The 19,985-nt window shown below is 59.9% G+C and carries 20 protein-coding genes; 12 read left to right on the top strand and 8 right to left on the bottom strand.

Going from position 1 to position 19,985, the window contains the following annotated elements; genetic code table 11:
* Position 1: 1 nt before the first annotated feature.
* From AC0IXA_RS01335 to AC0IXA_RS01320, 4 genes are all read right to left on the bottom strand, one after another.
* Positions 2-946 (bottom strand): methyltransferase, encoded by a 945-nt coding sequence (locus AC0IXA_RS01335; RefSeq protein ID WP_122507330.1) that lies wholly within the window; start codon positions 944-946, stop codon positions 2-4.
* A 14-nt stretch (positions 947-960) separates the two neighbouring features.
* Complete coding sequence (locus AC0IXA_RS01330; RefSeq protein WP_471811262.1) at positions 961-2,328, bottom strand: iron-containing redox enzyme family protein; 1,368 nt, start codon at positions 2,326-2,328, stop codon at positions 961-963.
* Positions 2,329-2,438: 110 nt separating this feature from the next.
* Positions 2,439-3,368 (bottom strand): ZIP family metal transporter, encoded by a 930-nt coding sequence (locus AC0IXA_RS01325; RefSeq protein ID WP_122698304.1) that lies wholly within the window; start codon positions 3,366-3,368, stop codon positions 2,439-2,441.
* Positions 3,369-3,383: 15 nt separating this feature from the next.
* Positions 3,384-4,610, bottom strand: a complete 1,227-nt coding sequence (locus AC0IXA_RS01320) for a zinc-dependent alcohol dehydrogenase (RefSeq protein ID WP_471811260.1) — start codon at positions 4,608-4,610, stop codon at positions 3,384-3,386.
* Between the two features lie 375 nt (positions 4,611-4,985).
* On the opposite strand from AC0IXA_RS01320, the gene AC0IXA_RS01315 reads away from it, so the two are divergent.
* Positions 4,986-6,572 (top strand): ABC-F family ATPase, encoded by a 1,587-nt coding sequence (locus tag AC0IXA_RS01315; RefSeq protein WP_016774693.1) that lies wholly within the window; start codon positions 4,986-4,988, stop codon positions 6,570-6,572.
* Between the two features lie 282 nt (positions 6,573-6,854).
* Complete coding sequence (locus AC0IXA_RS01310; RefSeq protein WP_471811258.1) at positions 6,855-8,042, top strand: MFS transporter; 1,188 nt, start codon at positions 6,855-6,857, stop codon at positions 8,040-8,042.
* A 130-nt stretch (positions 8,043-8,172) separates the two neighbouring features.
* Here the strand turns inward: AC0IXA_RS01310 and AC0IXA_RS01305 are convergent, their stop codons facing one another.
* Together AC0IXA_RS01305 and AC0IXA_RS01300 are read right to left on the bottom strand one after the other, a co-directional pair.
* The gene (locus AC0IXA_RS01305; RefSeq protein WP_341637566.1) at positions 8,173-9,210 is read right to left on the bottom strand and encodes an alpha/beta hydrolase family protein; all 1,038 of its coding nucleotides are present in this window, start codon (positions 9,208-9,210) and stop codon (positions 8,173-8,175) included.
* A 167-nt stretch (positions 9,211-9,377) separates the two neighbouring features.
* Positions 9,378-9,989 (bottom strand): FMN-dependent NADH-azoreductase, encoded by a 612-nt coding sequence (locus AC0IXA_RS01300; protein WP_016774691.1) that lies wholly within the window; start codon positions 9,987-9,989, stop codon positions 9,378-9,380.
* A gap of 126 nt (positions 9,990-10,115) precedes the next feature.
* Here AC0IXA_RS01300 and AC0IXA_RS01295 point away from each other — a divergent pair, with 126 nt between their 5' ends.
* A complete protein-coding gene (locus tag AC0IXA_RS01295; protein WP_122507325.1) occupies positions 10,116-11,024 on the top strand; it encodes a LysR substrate-binding domain-containing protein in 909 nt (302 codons plus the stop codon).
* Entirely contained in the window at positions 11,021-11,380 is a 360-nt protein-coding gene (locus AC0IXA_RS01290; protein ID WP_471811256.1) for an MmcQ/YjbR family DNA-binding protein, read from the top strand. The genes AC0IXA_RS01295 and AC0IXA_RS01290 overlap by 4 nt, the downstream gene beginning before the upstream one ends.
* A gap of 118 nt (positions 11,381-11,498) precedes the next feature.
* Here the strand turns inward: AC0IXA_RS01290 and AC0IXA_RS01285 are convergent, their stop codons facing one another.
* Positions 11,499-11,927 (bottom strand): DUF1294 domain-containing protein, encoded by a 429-nt coding sequence (locus AC0IXA_RS01285; RefSeq protein WP_217863418.1) that lies wholly within the window; start codon positions 11,925-11,927, stop codon positions 11,499-11,501.
* Positions 11,924-12,754 carry an undecaprenyl-diphosphate phosphatase gene (locus tag AC0IXA_RS01280; protein WP_471811254.1) on the bottom strand — a complete coding sequence of 277 codons (831 nt, stop codon included), beginning with the start codon at positions 12,752-12,754 and terminating at the stop codon, positions 11,924-11,926. The genes AC0IXA_RS01285 and AC0IXA_RS01280 overlap by 4 nt, the downstream gene beginning before the upstream one ends.
* A 302-nt stretch (positions 12,755-13,056) precedes the next feature.
* On the opposite strand from AC0IXA_RS01280, the gene AC0IXA_RS01275 reads away from it, so the two are divergent.
* From AC0IXA_RS01275 to AC0IXA_RS01240, 8 genes are all read left to right on the top strand, one after another.
* Positions 13,057-14,691: a methyl-accepting chemotaxis protein gene (locus AC0IXA_RS01275; RefSeq protein ID WP_471811252.1), complete on the top strand. Its 1,635-nt coding sequence runs from the start codon at positions 13,057-13,059 to the stop codon at positions 14,689-14,691.
* A 230-nt stretch (positions 14,692-14,921) separates the two neighbouring features.
* Positions 14,922-15,485, top strand: coding sequence for a nicotinamide riboside transporter PnuC (gene pnuC, locus AC0IXA_RS01270; RefSeq protein ID WP_471811250.1), 564 nt, complete (start codon positions 14,922-14,924; stop codon positions 15,483-15,485).
* Positions 15,482-16,006, top strand: coding sequence for an AAA family ATPase (locus AC0IXA_RS01265; protein WP_471811248.1), 525 nt, complete (start codon positions 15,482-15,484; stop codon positions 16,004-16,006). The genes pnuC and AC0IXA_RS01265 overlap by 4 nt, the downstream gene beginning before the upstream one ends.
* A gap of 322 nt (positions 16,007-16,328) precedes the next feature.
* Positions 16,329-16,778 (top strand): hypothetical protein, encoded by a 450-nt coding sequence (locus tag AC0IXA_RS01260; RefSeq protein ID WP_024012918.1) that lies wholly within the window; start codon positions 16,329-16,331, stop codon positions 16,776-16,778.
* 1 nt (position 16,779) lies between these two features.
* Positions 16,780-17,352 carry an adhesin gene (locus AC0IXA_RS01255; protein WP_073474513.1) on the top strand — a complete coding sequence of 191 codons (573 nt, stop codon included), beginning with the start codon at positions 16,780-16,782 and terminating at the stop codon, positions 17,350-17,352.
* 73 nt (positions 17,353-17,425) lie between these two features.
* A complete protein-coding gene (locus AC0IXA_RS01250) occupies positions 17,426-18,409 on the top strand; it encodes a heme utilization protein (protein WP_341637572.1) in 984 nt (327 codons plus the stop codon).
* A 66-nt stretch (positions 18,410-18,475) separates the two neighbouring features.
* Positions 18,476-19,156 carry a C39 family peptidase gene (locus AC0IXA_RS01245; protein ID WP_024012915.1) on the top strand — a complete coding sequence of 227 codons (681 nt, stop codon included), beginning with the start codon at positions 18,476-18,478 and terminating at the stop codon, positions 19,154-19,156.
* 43 nt (positions 19,157-19,199) lie between these two features.
* A complete protein-coding gene (locus AC0IXA_RS01240; protein ID WP_073474520.1) occupies positions 19,200-19,946 on the top strand; it encodes a hypothetical protein in 747 nt (248 codons plus the stop codon).
* Positions 19,947-19,985 lie beyond the last annotated feature (39 nt).

Genomic DNA, 19,985 nt, shown 5'->3' with positions numbered 1-19,985 from the left:
GTCACTGCTCGCGGGTTACCGTCAGTGCGACCACGGCGATTCGCTCGGCGCGCTCATATTCAGGCTTGAGCAGTTCCTCGCTGAACACATCCGGATCGAGTTCGCGATAAGTCCAGCCAAAACGCTCGCCCTTGAGCAGAGGCGCCACGGCCTCGCGGAACGGATCCTGCCCGGCGACGATCGCCACGCCGGTGTACACCAGCAACGTGCCGCCTACCTCCAGTCGTGGCAACGCCTCACGCACGATCCGCACCGACAAACCCTCACCCAGCGCCCCGCCGCCGTGGCGATAGGCGCGCTGTTGCTCGTCGTTCATGTACGGCGGATTGGCGATGATCAAATCGAACTGCCCTTCGACACTGGCGAGCAGATCGCTGTGATACACCGACACATTGTTTGCGCCCGCCAGCTCGGCGTTAACCGCACTCATGCGCAGCGCCCGCGGATTGATGTCGACCGCCAGCACGTCGGCATCAGGACGTGCCTTGGCCATGACCACCGCGCCGGCGCCGCTTCCGCAGCCGATGTCCACCGCGCGCCTGATCGGCGAAAAGCGCTGCTGCAATTGCGCTTCGATGGCCTGAGCAAAGCGGTAAGTGTCGGGGCCGAAGAACACCGCGTCGCTCGCCGTCGTCGGAAACGCCGAGTGGGCGAACAAGCGGTCATTCAGCGTCGACCAGCGCACATGGCTGCGCCACACGGCGCCATCGCGTTCGACTGCGCCGGCCTGCTCCAGCGTGGCCAGTTCCTCTGCGCGAAATAGCTCTGAAGGAAACGGCATCGACCAACCAAACACATCGCGCAGATCCTTGGCCAGCGGCGTGGCAAAGCGTTGGAGATAACGTTCGTGGGTCAATGGCGTTGGGGTAATGAAGTGATAACCACTGTCGAGCAGGCGCTTGCCCAACTCGAACAGGGCTCTATCGGATGTTTCTTGTGCCGACATGAAGCCTCCTTGTTTCAACGCAAGCGGGCGCGCAATTGGATGAAGCGACGCGTCGCGAAAAGTCCGGCCGGGCGCCAGTGTCGCTGCGGTTGCAGCCAAGGCATCAACAACGCCATTTGCTCGGCGGCAGGTTTGTCAGCCAGTGCCGCTTCCAGATTGAGCAGATCGGCATCATCGTCAAAGGTTTCCTCTACCGCAGCTTCGCGGCGCACATAAGGCCGAGGCCGGGATGCAGGGCAATCCTGAGTGATCCAGTCGCGCAGCAGCTGTTTTTCATAGCCGTTGAACACACCGAACATCGCCGCGTCGCTGCCGTCAATCAACCGCCAGAAACGACTTTCTTCCACCGCCTCGCCGCGCTTGATCCAGCTCTTGCGCTCCAGCGCCGAAAGAAACTCGCCCATTTGCCCCGGCGTGGCCAGCCATTGATTGATGGTGCGGTTTTCGATGCGGCAGTAATCGGAATGCATGTGACGGCCAAACACAGCCTTGCGCTCAAGCATGGCGATGACTTCATGGTCCAGATCGAACTCTGTAATCACGGCGGTTGTGCCCTTGCCAATGTCATTGAGGCGATAACCGACGGCCATGCGCCGATAGAACTCATCGCGCTCTTCGCCCAGCGGCATCAGTTCGAGCATTGATTGCACAGCCTTGCGCGCGTGGCCGGTGCTGGCGTTGTCGATGGTCACATGCAGGCGAAAATAGTGCGGATCGATGCCCAGCTCTGCCAATTCATAAGCACTGATCAGCAGATGCAGAGGCAGTTGTTCGTAGCCGAGATTGAAACCGATAACTTCAGGCAAAAACTGCCCGCCGAAACGTCCCAGCGCCAACTGCACCGCGCCTTGCAGAAAATACTCGTCGGCAAGACCGCTCAGATCGGAGCAGTCATGCTCGGCGAGCAGCTTGCGATAGATCACCACATGATTCTGCCGTGGCACGCCCTCGCCCAGCTCTTCCAGATAGGTATCGAGTAAATCGTCGAAACGCGGGTCCTGCCACTGCGGCAGTAACCCGGCCAGCCAGGCGCCATCGACCTCTTTGGTCGGTGCCACATGCAAAATGAAATACAACGCGTGGGATTTGTTGCGGAAATAGCGGCGCGGCGCGCCCTGCTGACGTTGCTCGAGGTAATCGGCGTACTCGGCCGCCACGCTGGCGCAGCGGGTTTCCGACCATTGCAGCAGTTCTTCGGCGCTGGCCGGCAAATCGTCAGACAGCGCAGCCGCCTTGCTCAGTTGCCGGCGCAGGAAGTCCAGTGCCGCGCGATCGACCGTGGAGTCTTCCGCCAGCAATCGGTCATAGAGCCGGCGCTCGGTATCCGCCGGCATGGATGTTTTACCCGAAGACTTCCTGGTCGGGATTTCGATCAGCGACATGACTCATTCCCCTGCGTTATTGGCATTGCCTATAAACGAAAGAGTGATTGGCGCTGAAAAAAATTCCTTTTTTGTGCGGGGCGATGCGCTCAGTGGTGTGCGTCGGGTGGCTAACCCAAAGCCGTGTCGAGAAACATCATCACGCCAAAGCCGAGCATCAGTCCGAGCGTGGCCGGTGTTTCGTGGCCGTTGCGGTGAGTTTCCGGAATGACCTCGTGGGACACCACGAAGATCATCGCACCGGCGGCCAGGCCCATCGCCACCGGGAAGCCCAGCGCAAAGCTGTTAGTGATGCCCAATCCGATAATCGCGCCCAACGGTTCCATCAATCCTGACGCAGCGGCAATCAACGCTGCACGTACTGCGGAAATGCCGGTCACGCGCAGCGCCAACGCCACGGCCAGTCCTTCTGGAATGTCCTGAATGGCGATCGCAGTGGTCAGCGGCAAGCCGATTTTCATGTCGCCGGTGGCGAAGCTGACGCCGATCGCCATGCCTTCCGGCAGGTTGTGCAGGGTGATCGCCAGCACGAACAGCCAGACCCGATTGAAGCGCTTGGCTTCCGGGCCGCGCCGGCCGCTTTTTTCATGTTCGTGAGGAACGAAACGGTCGAGGCCGACCATCAACGCCACGCCCAAGGCCATGCCGGCCACAACGACGGCAGCGGCGAGCATGGGACTGCTCACCGCCTCCTTCGCCGCCGCAATGCCCGGCAGGATCAATGAAAAGGAACTGGCTGCCAGCATCATCCCCGCCGCGAAACCGAGCATGGTGTCCTGGGTTCGCGAAGTAATCGCCCGCAACGCCAGGGCCAATAACGCACCGACTGCCGTGGCGGCAAAACCCGACAGCCCGCCAAGTGTGGCGAGGCGCAAGGTGTCGCGGCCCGTGCTGACCAAACCGGTGTAGCCACTGATCAACAGCAACACGGTTACACCGACCAGGGTCAGCCAGAAAATGCGCCCTCCCCAGCCCGTACGCGAAAGGTTCACGAACCATGCGCGTACGGGAGCTGCGAATGAAGATGACGGTAGCGCCATGAAAACTCCTCGGTTTCAGGTGGCCGGTGCGAACGGCGTGGTTTCATCCAACTGCGCCAGCGGAACATCGCTGCCACCCGGGGTCAGAATCACCTTGCGGCATTCTTCCTGCTTTTTATTGAAGATCTTGTAACCCTCGGCAGCCTGCTCCAACGACAGCCTGTGAGTGATGATCGCTTCGGGCTGCAACTTGCCGGTTTCAATGTAGCCAAGCAGCTCCGGCAGAAAACGCTGTACGTGAGTCTGGCCCATTTTGAAGGTCAGGCCCTTGTCAAAAGCGTCGCCGAACATAAAGCCATGGATAAACCCGGCATACACCCCCGGAACGCTGACCACGCCGCCACGGCGTACAGCGGCGATGCACTGGCGCAAGGCCTTGCCGCTGCTGCCTTCAAGCTTGAGTGTAGCCATCACCGTTTCGGTGGTGCTGCCCTTGGCTTCAAGGCCCACGGCATCGACCACGGCATCGACGCCGCGATGGCCGGGAGTCTGGCCGGTAATGGTGTCGGCCGGGTCATCGTCTTGATCGAAGTTGATCGGAATCACGCCGTAGGTGCGCTGGGCATAATCGAGGCGGTACTGGTGATGGTCGACCATGAAGATCAGCTCAGCACCGAGCATTCTCGCGCAGGCTGCGGTGAGCAACCCGACCGGGCCGGCGCCGTAAATGGCCAGACTCGAACCCTGTTTGACGCCGGCGTTGATCACGGCTTGCCAGGCAGTCGGTAGGATGTCAGACAGAAACAGCACTTTCTCGTCCGACAGCGTGCCCGGCACCTTGAACGGCCCGGTATTGGCTTTCGGCACGCGCACCAGTTCCGCCTGGCCACCGGGAATTCCGCCATACAGACGGCTGTAGCCGAACAGCGCTGCTGGCGGCGGAATCATTTTCTTGTTCAGCGCCGCGCCAGGGCCCTCATTGGTGGTCTCGCAGGCGGCGTAAAGCTCTTGCTGGCAGAAGAAGCAATCGCCACAGGCGATCACGAACGGAATCACCACACGGTCGCCGCGCTGCACCGCCGTAACGGCTGGCCCGGTTTCTTCGACGATGCCCATGAACTCATGGCCAAAGATATCGCCGTGCTCGACGGTGGGTATTTTGCCTCGGTACAGGTGCAGGTCCGAACCGCAGATGGCGGTAGCGGTGACGCGCAGGATGATGTCGTCGGCGGCTTCAAGTTTCGGGTCCGGTACGGTTTCGACGCGCACGTCATGGGCGCCGTGATAGGTCATTGCTCGCATGGCTTGGTCCTCACTCGTTTGAACGAAAATGGCTACTGCTCCACTTTCCGAAGTGAAAATGGTCGAGTGAGTTCATTCGGGTTTTCGAGATTTTGATCAGCGGATATCGATCGCTTCTCGGACGAGCCGATGCGTACGTCCATTTGCCTGCCATATAACTGCCGTCTGAGTTATGCGACAATGCGCGCCAATGTCCAACAAGAACCCCGCACTCGTCGCTCAGCAGCTTGCCTTCAACGGCCCCAGTTGCGGACGGCTTATGCGCGTTGGCTCAACTCAAGCACAGACTGGGGGGAGCTGGAAAAGCTCCAGATTGGTACTCAAGTTTGTACCAGGCACCACAGACCAGCTCTAACCCATTGATAGGTAAGGTAATTGATCTCCACAGCTAACATCACGATGCAGTTTGGCGCCAAGCCGCTGTTCGAAAACGTTTCGGTCAAATTCGGCGCAGGCAATCGCTACGGCCTGATCGGTGCCAACGGTTGCGGCAAGTCGACCTTCATGAAAATCCTCGGCGGCGACCTTGATCCGTCCGGTGGCCAGGTCATGCTCGAACCGAACGTGCGTCTGGGTAAGCTGCGCCAGGATCAGTTCGCCTACGAAGAATTCACCGTGATCGACACCGTGATCATGGGTCACGAAGAGCTGTGGAAGGTCAAGGCCGAGCGCGATCGCATCTATTCGCTGGCTGAAATGTCCGAAGAAGACGGCATGGCCGTCGCCGAACTGGAAACCGAGTTCGCCGAGATGGACGGTTACACCGCCGAATCCCGCGCCGGCGAATTGTTGCTGGGCCTAGGCATTCCGCTGGAACAGCATTTCGGCCCGATGAGCGAAGTCTCGCCAGGCTGGAAGCTGCGCGTGTTGCTGGCGCAGGCACTGTTCTCCGATCCGGAAGTGCTGTTGCTCGACGAACCGACCAACCACCTGGACATCAACACCATTCGCTGGCTGGAAAACATCCTGACCCAGCGTAACAGCCTGATGATCATCATCTCCCACGACCGTCACTTCCTGAACAGCGTGTGCACGCACATGGCTGACCTGGATTACGGCGAGCTGCGCCTGTTCCCGGGCAACTACGACGAATACATGACGGTGGCGACCCAGTCCCGCGAGCAGTTGCTGTCGGACAACGCCAAGAAGAAAGCGCAGATTTCCGAACTGCAATCGTTCGTCAGCCGCTTCTCGGCCAACGCCTCGAAAGCCAAGCAGGCCACCTCCCGCGCCAAAGCGATCGACAAGATCCAGCTGGCCGAGGTCAAGCCTTCCAGCCGCGTCAGCCCGTTCATTCGTTTCGAGCAGAACAAGAAGCTGCACCGTCAGGCGGTCATGGTCGAGAAAATGGCCAAGGGTTTCGATGGCAAGCCACTGTTCAAGGACTTCAGCTTCCAGGTTGAAGCCGGCGAGCGCGTCGCGATCATCGGCCCGAACGGTATCGGCAAGACCACCCTGCTGCGCACCCTGGTCAACGAACTGACCCCGGACGCCGGTAGCGTGAAATGGACCGACGCCGCTGAGCTGGGCTACTACGCTCAGGATCACGCTCACGACTTCGAAGACGACGTTACCCTGTTCGATTGGATGGGTCAGTGGACCCAGGGCGAGCAGATGATTCGCGGTACTTTGGGCCGCATGCTGTTCTCCAACGACGAGATCCTCAAGTCGGTAAAGGTTATCTCCGGTGGTGAGCAAGGTCGCATGCTGTTCGGCAAGCTGATCCTGCAAAAGCCGAACGTGCTGATCATGGACGAACCGACCAACCACTTGGACATGGAATCGATCGAGGCGCTGAACCTGGCGCTGGAAAACTACCCGGGCACGCTGATCTTCGTCAGCCACGACCGTGAGTTCGTATCGTCCCTAGCCACGCGCATCATCGAGCTGAGCCCGAACGGCGTGACCGACTTCAGCGGCACTTATGACGACTACCTGCGTAGCCAGGGCGTTGTTTTCTAAGGGCAGCTTTTAGTTTCAAGCTGCAAGCTGCAAGTTAAAAGCCCTGTCCGTGTGACGGGGCTTTTTGCATTTGGCGCTTGGGAATTGTGGGTGCGCAGATATTCGCGAGCAGGCTCGCTCCCACAGGGGAATGCATTTCAAATGTGGGAGCGAGCCTGCTCGCGAAGGGGCCCTCAGCAGCTCCATCAATCCCAAGGGAAAGTAGTTAGCCTGCTTTCTTTTATCCCGGCCCCGCGCCATGATGTCGGCAACTCTCCCACCGCCGCCCGCGAACGAGTGCTCATGTCTGCGCAGCCACTGCCACCGCAAAGCTCCCTGGCGATCACCCTGCAGATCGTCTCCATCGTTTTCTACACTTTCATTGCCTTTCTCTGTATCGGTTTGCCGATTGCGGTATTGCCCGGTTACGTCCATGAGCAACTGGGTTTCAGCGCGATCATTGCCGGTCTGGTGATCGGTTCGCAGTATCTGGCCACCCTGCTCAGCCGGCCAATGGCCGGCCGCATGTCGGATACCCTCGGCACCAAGCGGGCGATCATTTATGGCTTGTGGGGGATTGTCCTCAGTGGCGCGCTGACGTTGCTGTCGACCTTGCTGCAAAGTTTTCCGCTGACCAGCCTGTTGATCCTGATTGCCGGGCGCTTGTTGCTCGGTATCGCCCAAGGCCTGATCGGCGTCGGCACCATCAGTTGGTGCATGGGCCAGGTCGGTGTCGAGCACACCGCGAAATCCATCGGCTGGAACGGCATCGCCTCTTACGGCGCGATCGCCATTGGTGCGCCGCTAGGCGTGGTGATGGTTGCCGAATATGGTTTTGTCAGCCTTGGCCTCGCGCTGTCGGCGTTGGCGGCAGGTGCGCTGTGGTTGATCCGCAACAAGCCTTCGGTGCCGGTGATTCGTGGTGAGCGCCTGTCGTTCTGGGCGGTGTTCGGCAAGATTGCGCCGTACGGCACCAGCCTGACGCTGGCCTCGATCGGCTACGGCACGCTGACCACCTTCATCACCCTTTATTATCTCAACCGAGGCTGGACCGGCGCGGCGTACTGCCTGACCGTGTTTGGCGTGTGTTTCATTCTGTCGCGGCTGTTGTTCATCTCGGCGATTGCCCGGTTTGGCGGGTTTGCCTCGGCCATCGTTTGCATGTCGGTTGAAACTGTCGGCCTGGTGATGTTGTGGCTGGCGCCCTCCACTGCGTATGCGTTGATTGGCGCAGGGCTGGCGGGGTTTGGGCTGTCACTGGTGTATCCGGCGCTGGGCGTTGAGGCGATCAAACAGGTGCCGAGTTCCAGTCGCGGATCGGGGCTGGGAGCTTATGCGGTGTTCTTCGATCTGGCACTGGCGATTGCCGGGCCATTGATGGGCGCCGTGGCATTGAATATGGGCTATTCGTGGATCTTCTTCAGCGCGGCATTGTTGTCGGTGACCGGGTTGGGCTTGACCCTGCTGCTCAAGCGTCGCGCGACCTCATGAAACACCGATCCCCTTGTAGGAGCTGATGAGTGCAACGAAGCTGCGATCTTTTGATTTTGCTTTGAAGATCAAGAGATCGCAGCCTCGTTGCACTCGTCAGCTCCTACAGGAATTGGTGGCGGTGATGAAGTTATTGATCCGCCGTCTGCATCCCCGCCCGTGTCGATCTGCCCAGCGCATGGGCAAAAAACCGTCCGGCCTCGGAGATCAGGTTGCGGTGAATATCCTCGCGATCCACACCGTCGGCATCGGTGCACAATGCCGGCATGGCGCGGATCTGCTCTTCGGTGCAGGGCGCCATGAACACGAAGTGCCCTGCCCCGGCCAGCAGTTTGAAGTCCGGCGCGGTGGGCAGTTTGCGCGCCAGGGCCGCAGCGTTTTTATCGAAGGCCACCAGTTTGTCGCCGTCGCCGCTGTAGAGCAGCACCGGTACGTGCACATCGGCGAGGGTATGACGGCCGAACTTCAGGCTCAGCGGCGCCATGAGCAATAAAGCGTGAACCCGTGGATCGGCCACCGGCTGCAAGTCATCGCGATCGACAATCAACTCACCCTGGGTGTTGCAGGCGTCGTGATCGTCCGGGCGTTCCTGACAATAGCGGCGCAGACGATCCAGATCCGGTTGCGCCCCGGAAAGAATCAACGCGGTCTCGCCACCGGCCGAATAACCGATCACACCAACCTGATCAGCATTGACGAACGGTGCCAGCATGTTGTCGCCGAGCGTCGCGGTGATCGCTTGGGAAATCTGGATTGGCCGGCCGTAGAGATTGCTCAACGTGCCGAGTCGGCTGTGGTCGCGCCAGTTGTCGCCGGGATGAATCACCGCCACCACGACAAAGCCTTTGCGCGCCAGTGAAGTCGCCAGGTCATGCAGCGCCAACGGCGTACCGGTGTTGCCGTGGGACAGCATCAACATGGGAAAGCGGCCGATCGCGACCTTGGTGTCTTCACCGGCCTCGACCGAGTAACCCTCAAGCAAACTCATGTGCTCGCGGTCACTGGACGGATAAAAAGCGATGGCGCGCATCGGTTGCAGATCGAGCGGGTCGAGAAAGGTCATCTCGTGATAACCGACGCTCCAGACAGGGTGGCGCCCCGGTGCGGCCTGCACTGAATTCAGGCTGGCCAGCAGGCAAATCAGCAACAGTGCACAAAGATGCCTCATGAATGCCCTACCCTCTTGGACCACATCGTCGGATGTGCTGAAACTGCATAACCCGGGCCAGATTATGTAACAGGCAGAAACAAAAAACTCCGTATTCGGCCCTTGCGGAACCAGAATACAGAGTTTTTCGGGGATTACCTGAACATCAGCTGTTCTTTACGCAGGCCTTATGCGGCGGCGAACAGTTGCTCGCTGATCTTCGCTTGCGCAGCGCTCATGGCGTTGTTGCGCACTTCTTCGCCATAGGCCAGACCTTCAGCGCGGACGATTTCGATATCGGTGATGCCGAGGAAGCCCAGTACCAGCTTCAGATATTCTTCATGAGCGATGCCGCTGGCCTGACCGGCATGAATGCCACCGGAAGTCGACACGATCACCACTTTCTTGCCGCCGCAGAGGCCTTCAGGGCCGGCTTCGGTGTAGCGGAACGTCTGGCCGGCGACGGCGACGCGGTCGATCCACGCTTTCAGTTGGGTTGGAACGGTGAAGTTGTACATCGGCGCGGCAATCACCACGGCGTCGGCAGCGATGAATTCGGCCAGGGTCGAAGCGCTCAGCTCGGCTTCGTGCTGTTGCGCAGCGTCGCGCAGTTCGGCGGTGGTGCCGGCGGCAACCAGTGTGGTCGACGAGAAGTGGCTGATCGCGTCGGCGGCCAGGTCGCGGTAGGTGACCACGGCGCTCGGCTCGGCGGCTTGCCAGGCGTCGACGACTTGACGGCTCAACTGACGGGAAGCCGAGTTGTCGCCGAGAATGCTCGAATCGATGTGCAACAGTTTCATGTGGGTTCTCCTGAAAGAATCGCCGGCGGCGACGGAATGGAGACAATCCTACGCAACAAACCAATAGCTGATTAGTCGCCGACAATGCGATAGTTCGTCCCATTGATAGAACGACTGGGAAAGCGCATGCAGGACCTTAACGATCTCTACTATTTCGCCAAAGTGGTCGAAGCCGGCGGATTCGCTGCCGCCGGGCGCCTGCTCGGTATTCCCAAGTCACGGCTTTCAAGAAGAATTGCCGAACTGGAAGAGCGCCTTGGCGCACGTCTGCTGCAACGCACCACCCGCCAACTCAATCTCACTGCCGTCGGTGAACGCTATTTGCGCCACTGTCAGGCGATGTTGCTGGAAGCGGAGATGGCTGACGAAGCGGTTGCGAGCATGTCCAGCGAACCGCGCGGGCGCTTGCGGGTGTCATGCCCGACCGGTCTGGCCCATGAAATGCTGCCGACGGTGATCAGCGACTTTCTCGGCAAGTTTCCGCAGGTGCAGCTGGAGGTCGTGCTGCTCAATCGCCGGGTCGATCTGGTCACCGAAGGCATCGATGTTGCTTTGCGTGTGCGCGATCACGGTGATGAAGACCCGTTGCTGGTCACCCGGCGCTTGCGTCAGGCCCAGGCGGTGGTGATCGCCAGCCCGGCGTTCATGCAAGGCAAGACCATCAATCATCCGCAGGACCTTAAAACCCTGCCGGTGCTCGGCGCGCTGGAAGCCGATCGCATGGTGCATGTGCGTCTGCTCGATCAGCAGGGCAAAAGCGTCGATCTCAGTATGGAAGCGCGACTGGGCATCGATGATTTCGTGGTGCGCAAGGCCTGCGTCCTGGCCGGTCAGGGCTTTACCGTGCTGCCGATGATGTTCTGCGAAACCGAATTGCGTAACGGCACACTAGTGCAAGTGCTACCGCAATGGTCATTGCCTGGCGGCTGGCTGCAAGCGGTGTATCCGCATCGGCGCGGGGTAATGCCGGCGGTGCGCGCATGGATTGATCACCTGGTCGAATCGTTCAATGCCTGCGGGGATAGATTTCTATGAAACAAGGAAGAATGAGCGAAGCCGAGGTCGCCGAGTTTTGTCTGGCCCTGCCCGGCGCCCGGGAAGATTACAAATGGGGCGGCGTGCGGGTGTTCTCGATTGCCGGCACCAAGATGTTTGCTTTGCAGGGATTACGTGGTGATTCGCTGGCGTTCAAGGTCGACAAGGACTTGTTTCTCGGCCATTGCGACCGCCCGGGCATTCATCCGGCGCCGTATCTGGCGCGGGCGCAGTGGATCATCATGCACCCGCCCTACCCGCTGGGTGCCGAGGAATTGCGGGGACTGTTGCAGCGATCGCATCAACTGGTGGTGAGCAAGTTGCCTAAGAAAACCCAAATCGGCCTGCTTTTGTAAGCACGCAGACTCTGTGGGAGCGAGCCTGCTCGCGAAGGCGGTTTGTCAGGCGACTCATCAGCGACGATGAGATTGCTTTCGCGAGCGGGCTCGCTCCCACAGGGATTTTCGGTGGACGTTAAATCAGCGACAGCAAGTTCGATCCGAGGAAAATCTGGTCAATCCAGAACACCTGATGCAACAGCACGATCGCCCAGAACAGAATCTGAAACGACACCTTGCGCGTTTTGTGCCGGAATACCTGCTGCGCGATCAAAGCTCCCGGCCAGCCGCCCGCCAGTTCTACCGCATGCAGGATGTTTTCCGGGGTGCGCCAGGCATCGGTGCGGGCCTTGCGTTTGTCGGCCCAGTACAGAAAGAACGCCAGCACACTGACAATCCCATACGCCGCCAACGGCACCCGCGAGATGCCGCTGAGCCACATCGACAGCGAGCCGAACAGCGGCAGCGCGCAGATGATCACCAACACCGCAAGCTTCAATTTCAGATGCTGAACGCGCCCGCCTGAAGGTCGCCCCTCAGGGCGGCGCGTGCGGGAATCGTTCATGCCTTGGCCGCCGACCAGTCCACCCAGCCGAACTGCCAGGTCGCCAGAATGAACAGGCCGAAGGCAATCCGGTACCAGGCAAAGGCTGCGTAGCTGTGGCTGCCAATGAACTTGAGCAGGCCGCGCACAGCGATCATGGCGAAGATGAACGCCGTGACGAAACCAATGGCGAACACCGGAAAATCCGCCGGCACGAACAGGTCGCGGTATTTGTAACCCGAATACACTGCCGCACCGACCATGGTCGGCATGGCGAGGAAGAACGAGAACTCGGTTGCTGTCTTGCGCGACAGGCCGAACAGCAAGCCGCCAATGATCGTCGAGCCGGAGCGCGAGGTGCCCGGAATCATCGCCAGGCACTGCGCGAAGCCGATTTTCAGCGCGTCGGTCCAGCGGATCTCGTCGACGGTTTCGGCGTGGACTTCATGCTGACGCTGTTCGGCCCACAGCATGATGATCCCGCCGATGACCAGCGCCGCCGCCACGGTGATCGGGTTGAACAGGTATTCGTGAATCAGATCGGCAAAGATCACCCCCAGTACCACCGCCGGGAGAAAAGCGATCAGCAGGTTGGCGGTGAAACTCCGGGCGCTCGGCTGGGTCGGCAGGCCGATCACCACGTCGAGGATCTTGCGGCGAAACTCCCAGACCACGGCGAGGATCGCGCCGAGCTGGATGATGATGTTGAACGCCATGGCCCGTTCGCCGCCGAAGTTGAGCAAGTCGGCGACGATGATCTGGTGTCCGGTACTCGAAATGGGCAAAAACTCCGTCAGCCCTTCTACAACTCCTAGAATCAGTGCCTGCAAGGCGGTCCAAAGATCCATCAATCCCCCAGAGAGCGATGCGCGCCGGCATGCCCCGATAGTATTTTTTCGTTCACTGCGTCCAGCGTAGCCGGTAAAAGCTGTAGCGATTGCGCGCACAGGATCCACACGAAACGGTAAAAATTCCGTGAAATATCAAAACCGGATTCAGGTTTTCGCGCGCGGGGCCGAAATCCTAACAGACAAGCCTTAATAGCGCTCCCCGCGTTAGGCGGCTCAAGTCGCGCAATCGCAAGCCCACAGCGGTGGCTGGATGCTGGCGATCGTTTATTACAAGAACAAGAATCCGGAGTGACAGCGTTATGAACAGCTTGCGCAGTGTGTCGATCAGCCGACGCTTGTGGCTCATCTTGATCGTGGCGGTGGTCATGTTGCTGACCTTGGGCGTGCTGATGCTCAAGCAGATCCACGACGACCTCTACCACGCCAAGGCGCAGAAAACCCAGCATGTGGTGCAGACCGCCAGTGGCCTGCTGACTTATTACCACGGCCTGGAAACCGCCGGCACCCTGACCAGGGACGCGGCGCAAAAGCAGGCGCTGACCGCGATCCGTGGCCTGCGCTATGACCAGAGCGACTACTTCTGGATCAACGACCTCACGCCCGTGATGGTCATGCACCCGACCAACCCCAAGCTCGAAGGCCAGAACCTCTCGGCGATCCGCGATCCGGACGGCTTTGCGGTGTTCAACGAGATGGTCGCCATTGCCAAGGCCAAAGGCGCGGGCATGGTCAATTATCGCTGGCCGAAACCGGGGGCGACCGATCCTGTCGCCAAGACCTCGTATGTGAAGCTTTTTGAGCCGTGGGGCTGGGTAATCGGTTCCGGTGTTTACGTCGACGATGTTCAGGCGGAATTTCAGGGACAAATGATCAAGGCGTCGGCGATCGGCCTGGCGATTGCGCTGATCATGGCGCTGTTGGTGATTCTGATCGCCCGCAGCATCGTCCGCCCGCTACAGGAAACCGTGAATGCCATGGCCAACATCGCCAGTGGCGAAAGCGACTTGACCCGCAGCCTCGATACCCATGGCAAGGATGAAGTCACCGAACTGGCCCATCACTTCAATGCCTTTACGGCCAAACTGCGCCGGGTGATTGGTGAGCTGCAGGTGTCGGCCAGCGCTCTGGGCCAGTCTTCCAGCGAGCTGGGCAATGACGCCTCGCAGGCACAGCAGCGCAGTCAGCAGCAATCGCAGCAGATGGAACTGGTGGCCACGGCGATCAACGAAGTCACCTACGGCGTGCAGGACGTGGCGAAAAACGCCGAACACGCCGCCGCGGAAATGCGTGATGCCGAAGCGCAGGCGCAACAGGGTCAGATCAACATTGACGGCAGCCTGCAACAGATCGACAAGCTCTCCGGCACGATCGATCAGGCGGTGGAAGTGATCCGCACCCTGGCGGCGGAGAGCACGCAGATTGGCAGCGTTTTGGAGGTGATTCGCTCGATAGCCGAGCAGACTAATCTGTTGGCACTCAACGCGGCGATCGAGGCGGCGCGTGCGGGTGAACAGGGTCGCGGGTTCGCCGTGGTGGCCGATGAGGTGCGCTTGCTGGCCCAGCGTACGCAGAAATCGACCGCTGAAATTCAGTCGATGATCGAGCGCCTGCAGAATCACTCGGAGGCTGCGGTGAAGGTGATTGGCGACAGCAGCAAGGCATCGCAACTGACCATTGAACAGGCGGGACTGGCCGGGGCGAGCCTTAATGCGATTGGCCAGGCGTTGCGTAATCTCAACGGACTGAATGCATCGATCGCCAGCGCGACGTTGCAACAGGCCCATGTGGTTGAGGACATCAACCAGAACGTTACCCAGGCGGCCGGGCTTTCCCATAGCACTGCGTTGGCGGCTGAGCAGTCCAGTGCAGCCAGCCTGCGGCTTGGGCAACTGAGCGAACAGCTCAATGGGTTGCTGCGCCAGTTTCGGGTCTGACCGGTCACCGAGGTGAGCCCACCCCTCACCCCAGCCCTCTCCCCGAGGAGAGGGAGCAGATAACTGCGCTTTTCATGATCTGCATTCGACGCGATATTCCAGGTCGGCGTACCTCGACCAAACAACGCGCTCAGTTCCCTCTCCCTCCGGGAGAGGGTTAGGGTGAGGGGCTTTTGACCTGACTAATGCAGTACAATCCGCCCCCTTCTCAACTCCCCCAAGGATCCGCCATGTCCGGGCTTGAACTGTTTGCCGCTGCCCTCGGTGTCATCGCCGTGTGGCTGACGGTCAAGCAGAATCCGTGGTGCTGGCCGATCGGGCTGGTCATGGTGTTGCTCTACAGCTGGATCTTCTTTGAGGTGAAGCTGTATTCGGACATGTTGCTGCAAGTGATCTACGCCGCGCTGCAGATCTACGGCTGGTGGCAATGGACCCGCGCCGGGACGATGCATGACGGTCGCCAGGTTACCCGCCTCGATGCACGCTCGATTCTGCTAGGCCTCAGCGTCGGGGCGATCGGCAGCCTGTCGCTGGGCGCGGCGATGGCGCACTGGACCGACGCCGCACAGCCGTGGCTCGATGCCGCGCTCACTGGTTTCAGTCTGGTCGCGCAACTGTGGATGGCGCAGAAACGCCTGCAATGCTGGGCGTTGTGGTTCGTCCTCGATGTGATCTTTGTCGGCCTGTTCATCTACAAAGACCTGTACCTGACCGCCGCGCTCTACGCGCTGTTTACCTTGCTCGCGGTGCAAGGCTGGCGGGAATGGCGTGCCGATCCGGCGTTGCGTACATGAAAGTCGTTGTTCTCACCGGCCCGGAATCCACCGGCAAGAGTTGGCTGGCGGCAGGGTTGGAGCAGCGTTTCGGCGGCGTGCGCGTTGATGAATATGTTCGTCGGTTCATCGAAGACAACCCGCGCGACACTTGCCTCGCGGATATCCCTGATATCGCCCGGGGCCAGTTGCAATGGGAAGATCAGGCACGGGCGAAACAACCCGAACTGCTGATTCTCGACACCCATCTGCTGAGCAACATCCTCTGGAGCCAGACCCTGTTCGGCGATTATCCGGACTGGCTGCAAAGCGAATTGCTCACGCGCCATTACGACCTGCACCTGCTGCTATCGCCGCAACAGGTCGACTGGGCCGAAGACGGCCAGCGCTGCCAACCGGATCTTTCGGATCGCATGGCATTTTTCGAAGCCACGCGCGCCTGGTTGATTGAGCATCAACAGCCATTGCAAGTTATCGAGGGCAATTGGGCCGAACGCCAAGCGCAAGCCTTTGCGGCGGTCGAGCTTCTGCTGTCCAGCTGAGCCGCCTTGGGACGAAACTGTCCGTTTTTGAAACACTCCTAACCGCGCCAAGCCCCCATCCAAACGCTGTTCATCACTCCGTCACGTCACCTGTTACGCCGATGAAACACATCGGCGCAAACCCTTGTTCCAGAGCTTTCCGACGTCAAGTACCGTTCAAGCACCCCTGCATGTGTCTCAGCGCTGAAACAGTGCCCACACTGGGCAATCCTCGAAAACACCTAACCCATTGAAATAACGAGACAATTCAAAACCGGCACAGCTTTCGCTCTCTCCTTCACAACGCTGAATAACCCAGCCCACTGAAGAAGGAATTGCAGCCGTGGGGAATTTCAATAAAAGCCTGACCTGCCTACTGCTGATCGGATCAGCCGCCAGCGCACTGATCAGTGTCAGCGCCCAGGCCGAAGGCAATGGAGTGATCGTCCTCAACCGCGACGTTCAGCCAATTCCGATCGGCCGCAACGGCGGCAAAGATCCCTATCCAACCACGGTCAACGCCAACCCTTCGGCGCGGATCAACCAGACCCTCAGCAGTACCGAACTGACTGACGGTGATTTCGCCAGTGTCGCCAGCGGCTCATCGATTCGCGGCAACATGACCACGCCCAGTTCCAACCTGCCCGGCATGAACACCCTGACCAACCAGAACGGCCTGCCCGGTATGCGCACGGGTAGCGGCGGCGGTTCCGGTGCCTCGATCTCAAACACGGTCAACCGGGCGATGAGCACCGGCCTGGCGCCTCTGACTCGCATGGCCGGAGGCCAATGACATGAATCGCACCCTGCTGCTTCTCGCCCTGCTCGGCTGCACCAGCGCCATGGCCGATTCGGCTTCAGTCAACAAGGCCAATATTCAGGATTCCGGCGCGCAGTATCGCGGCAACTTCAATGTCAACCAGGCTGCCGGTGACCAGATGCAACAAGCCAACACCAAGGCGATTGCCATCGGCACCGAAGCCCATGCCACCACCAACGTCAGGCAGACCATCGACACGCCCGCCAGCCGCGCCATCGACGCGAGCGCCAATATCGGCGGCAACTCTTTCAGCAACGGCAACGGCATCCTCGGTGTGAACCAGGGCGCCGGTGCCAACAATCAAATGGCCAACGTTACGCGCGTCAGCATCAGTGCCGGCCCGCAGAGCGTTGACGACAGCGCCCTTTCGCAACAGAACGTGGCGTTTTTACCGAGCTCAGGAGCAACTGGTACCGCAATCGGCAGTCGCCAGGTCACGACCAGTGATCAGGCCTTCACCGGCAGCCGCGGGGTAATCCAGGTGAACCAGAGTGCCGGGGTGGGGAACCGAATGGCTAACACCCTGAGCATCCGGGTCGCAGACTGACCCAAACAAAAAGCAGTGCAATTAGAAAAGTCCCAACACTTAACCAACTAATAAGCACGACGGAGAAACAACCATGAAACCTACAATGGCTCTCAAACCACTGGTTTTCGCACTCGCAGCAGTGATGGCAATGGCAGCACAGGCCGACGGTCGTGGTAACGGGCATGGCAATGGACACGGCAACGGTCACGGCCAGCCACAAGGTCCGAATCTTGAACAACTGCTGCAGATCACCGCTGGCGCCGGCGCCGCTGTCCTCGACGCACAAAACAGCGACGGCAACGTGGTGAAAAACCAGGGCACCCTGAACAACGCCAATGCCAGCGACTCGCTCAACGGCTCCAACGGCAACATGGGCGCCAACGTCGCCGCCGGCGACGGCAACCAGCAGGACAACGCTGCTGCGCTGGCCACCGCTGACGAAAGTTTCATCTTCGGCAATGCTGTTGCCGCCTCGAGCGCGACTCAGGTGAACAACAACAACTACGTTAAAAACTCGTCCACCTTCAACAACGCCACGCTCAACAATGCAGGCAACAACGGTTCCGGCAACATCGGCATCAACGTGAGCTCGGGCAACTTCAACCAACAGAAAAACAACCTCGCCATCGCCGTTTCCGGTGGTCGTGTAGCGCAGGCTGCCGCCTCTGCCAACCAGTCCTCGACTGGCCTGGTCGTGGAAAACAAAGGCGTGCAGGCTTACAAAACCGACACCCTTACCGGCACTTATGCAGCCGCTGGCACATTCAAAGCCAAAGGTACTGCAACCATCGAGGACGACAACCACGGCGGTTGGGGCAACCGTGGCGGCGGCCATGGCGGCAACGATGATCAGAAAGCCAAGTTCGAAGCCGTGGGTACTTTTGGCCTCGCTGGCGTCACCACCCAACAAGTGCTGACCAAAGATGGCTGGAAAACTCCAGTCGTCAACAACGCCAACATGACCAACTCGATGAACAACTTCTCCGGCAACGGCGGAGCCAACGTCTCGGCGGGTGTGGGCAACCAACAAAGCAACTCGCTGTCCATCGCCGCAGGTTGCAAAGCCTGCATGTAATCGCGATCGAAACGAAAGCCCCGGCAACGGGGCTTTTTTCCCAGGTTCCACAAGGCGTATTCGATCATGCGGACTCCTGCCCTCCTCGCTCTGCTTTGTCTGTGCGGCCTGACTCAGGCGGCACAGATGCCCGTGGCCGCCCTGCCGGGTGGCGTGCTGGTCTACAAGGACGTGCAAAGCATTCGTGAGCGCAAGTTTGCCGACATCGTCGAACAGAAAACCGATTTCAGCTGCGGCGCTGCTGCACTGGCAACGGTTCTGCGCCAGGCCTATTGGCTCGACGTCGATGAGGAGCACATCATCAAAGGCATGCTGGTCAACGCTGACCAGGACCTGGTGCGAACCCAGGGTTTCTCCATGCTCGACATGAAGCGCTACGTAGAAAGCATCGGCATGCGCGCCCGTGGCTACCGGATCCCGCCCGAGAAACTCGAAGCGGTGACCATTCCGGTGGTGGTTCTGATGGACATTCGTGGCTACAAGCATTTCGTCGTCCTGCAGCGTTCGGACAAGGATTGGGTCTACATCGGTGACCCGGTTCTCGGCCACAAACGCTACAAGCACGACGACTTTGTCAAAGGTTGGAACGGCATTGTCTTTGCCATCGTCGGCCCCGGTTACGACAAGGCCAATGCCTTGCGCAGCCCTCCCGTGCCGCTGACGGCGAAGAACTCGCTGGACAGTTTCAACCCGGTCAAAGATGCGGAATTGATGGATTTCGGGTTCATTCAGAGCGACTTCTTTTAATCGCCGAGTTAGAGAATGGGACTGGATGTCCCGGGAGCAGCAGATGAAAAGCTCATACTGGCTGGCCGCCGCCTGCCTGGCAGCGAGTGCGTCAGGTTTAGCCCATGCCGGATTCAAACCCATCGAAATCAAGGACCAGGAGCTCGCCGAGCTGCGCGGTCGTTACGTCATGCCGGGGCGGATCATCAGCTTCGGCATTGTCATGAGCAGCACCTGGCGCAACGCCAGCGGCGATTTGATCGGGGCCGCGACCTCGATGCAGATCCAGGCTGCAACCGTCAAACCGGAATTCTATGTCTCGACCATCAAGGAGTCGGGCAACGGCAGCACCCCCACCTTGGGCACCGGCACTGTCATCGGTGGCGCCGGCCTCAACAGCAGCCAGGGTGTGACGCAAAGCGTACGCGCCGCCGGCGACGGCAATACCGCCAACAACAACGTCGCGATCAACGTCAGCGAAGCCAGTCAGGCCCCGGCACTGGTGCCGTCGCAGGGCCAGGCGCTCATCGCCGGGCAGACCATCAGCGGCAGCAACGGCGCCGGCAGTGTCGCGGTTTCGGCCAATGGCGGTGGCGTGCAAATGGCCATTCAGGCCAGCGGCAATCAAGGCACGGCGCTGCAACAGGTCGCCCAGGGCGGGCTGCTGCAGAACACCCGTTTGCTGGGCAGCGCCAACGTGGTCAACAACCTTACGCAACTCAACGTCGTACTTAACAATAACGGCAGAAGCGCCGGTGCACTGGATTGCAACCTGACCCAACTCGGGGCCCTACGCAATATCGGATATTGAACTACGCTGAGTCTCGATCATTGGGCTTAAAGGGACGGC

The organism is Pseudomonas sp. AC083 (assembly GCF_979253165.1).
This window is presented reverse-complemented; position numbering and strand designations above follow the sequence as displayed.